Below are 1639 nucleotides of genomic sequence, written 5' to 3'. Positions count from 1 at the left end.
TATTGATGTTAGAGCAAAAACTTCTAAGGGAGAAAATATAGACATAGAAGTACAACTTACAGATCAAGGGAATATGGATAAAAGGACATTATTTTATTGGGGAAAGATGTATCTAGAAAATATAAAACAAGGCCAAGATTACACTAGTTTAGAAAAGGTAATTACAATTAATATCTTAGATTTTGAATTTTTAGGGACAGAAAGCTATCAATCATCATTTCACTTATGGGAAGATATAGAAAAAGACTATATGTTAACAGATGTTGTTGAGATTCACTTTTTAGAACTACCTAAGTTTAGAAAGAAAAAAGATAAGGATTATAGAGAAAATGATATAGAGAGATGGCTAATGTTTTTAGAAAAGGATATATCTGAAACTACATTGAAGGAGTTGATTAGTTTGGATGCAGTAATTGGAAAAGCTGAAAAGAAAATCGAATACCTAAGTAGTGATGAAGAAACAATGAGAATTTACTATGAGAGAGAAAGATCATTACATGAAAGGGCTAACATGATTAGTTCAGCTGAAAAAAGAGGAAAATTAGAAGTTGCTAAAAATCTATTAGATATTCTAGACAATGAAACAATAGCGTTAAAAACAGGATTAGATATAGAAGAGATTAAAGATTTAAGAGATAAGAAGTGTTAGGATAGGTGAAAACCTATCCTATTTTTGTATTTAGAAAACCCCGCGTTAGACGTTGGGTTCAAAAAAGCTTATAGCTATGGTGATAATAAAAAAACTCCTTCTGATATAATAAAGATGCGGTCTGGCAACTGCATTTTAATATCAGAAGGAGGACATTCAAAATGAATGATGTATATAGTTTATCACATACAAAATGGAACTGCAAATATCATATTGTATTTGCGCCGAAATATAGAAGGAAAGTATTTTATGAGGAAAAAAGACTAGAAGTAGAAGCAATACTTAGAAATCTATGTGAATGGAAAGGCGTAAATATAATAGAAACTGAAGTTTGTGTAGATCACGTTCATATGTTAGTAGAAATACCACCTAAAATGAGTATATCTAGTTTAATGGGATATCTTAAGGGAAAGAGTAGTCTTATGATATTTGAAAAATGGGGTAATATGAAATATAAATATAGAAACAGAGAGTTTTGGTGTAGAGGATATTACGTTGACACCGTAGGAAAAAATACTAAAAAGATAAAAGAATATATAGCTAACCAATTGCAGGAAGATAAATTATCAGAACAGCTTACAATGGAGTATTTAGACCCGTTTACGGGTAGTAAATAGAAGGAATGCTTGTACCAAATCGAGGGTACGCCTTTAGGCGATGCCAGTAATAAAGGGCTAGGCCCGAAAATGTAAAACCACCAGCTGAGCTGGTGGTTTTTTTATTGTGCGCCCAGCATGGGCAACAACTTGACGGTGAAAGTCCGTTGTGGGCTTGGTAGTGGGAACCACTAGCTAATGACAAGGGTGTCCATCGTGAGATGGAATTTGAAGGAAGTCGGAGGCAAAGTCTTGGTCTGAGGAACACGAACTACATATAAGGCTTACTAAGGTCGGACGAGTTTGCAATACAAAACAAAGTCCAACACTACCCGAAACTTTAGGAGTAAATGTAGCAGATATATGAGATGAAGGTTGTTGCTCTTACCTGGGG

At 33.7% G+C, this 1639-nt stretch carries 2 protein-coding genes; both read left to right on the top strand.

What is annotated here, in order from left to right:
* Positions 1-649: Rpn family recombination-promoting nuclease/putative transposase (locus tag Q0Y03_RS15435; protein WP_297714671.1), on the top strand; the 649-nt coding region annotated here is incomplete at its 5' end.
* Between the two features lie 161 nt (positions 650-810).
* Positions 811-1266 carry an IS200/IS605 family transposase gene (tnpA, locus tag Q0Y03_RS15430; protein WP_297714670.1) on the top strand — a complete coding sequence of 152 codons (456 nt, stop codon included), beginning with the start codon at positions 811-813 and terminating at the stop codon, positions 1264-1266.
* Positions 1267-1639 lie beyond the last annotated feature (373 nt).

The sequence above is a fragment of the Clostridium sp. genome (assembly GCF_026168755.1).
Taxonomy (GTDB): Bacteria; Bacillota; Clostridia; order Clostridiales; family Clostridiaceae; genus Clostridium.
Note: the sequence above shows the minus strand (reverse complement) of the source record. Positions and strands in the feature narration are given on the sequence as shown.

Coding starts and splice junctions, on each gene's coding strand:
- tnpA (WP_297714670.1), top strand. CDS start 811: ATGAATGATGTATATAGTTTATCACATACAAAATGGAACTGCAAATAT.